Below are 318 nucleotides of genomic sequence, written 5' to 3'. Positions count from 1 at the left end.
GCATCAACTCCTGCAACTTATACAGTAACCTATACAACTGCTGGATCTTGTCCTAATAGTTCAAGTGTTTCTGTAACTGTTAATGCATTAGACAATGCTTCTTTTAGTTACAGTGCAGCTTCTTATTGTGTGAATGCTTCAGATCCAACTCCAACTATTTCTGGTTTAACAGGTGGAACTTTTGCAAGCTCTCCAGCTGGTCTTTCTATAAATGCTTCAACGGGTGCGATTGATGTTTCTGCATCAACTCCTGCAACTTATACAGTAACCTATACAACTGCTGGATCTTGTCCTAATAGTTCAAGTGTTTCTGTAACT

Annotated in this window: 1 pseudogene; it reads left to right on the top strand. The window is 39.0% G+C overall.

Going from position 1 to position 318, the window contains the following annotated elements:
• Nucleotides 1–318 (top strand): annotated as a pseudogene (locus FIA58_RS21200) (hypothetical protein); the annotation flags it as partial.

The sequence above is a fragment of the Flavobacterium jejuense genome (assembly GCF_006491595.2).
Classification (GTDB): Bacteria; Bacteroidota; Bacteroidia; order Flavobacteriales; family Flavobacteriaceae; genus Flavobacterium; species Flavobacterium jejuense.
The sequence above is the reverse complement of the archived record's forward strand: the minus strand, read 5'-3'. Positions and strand labels throughout refer to the sequence as shown.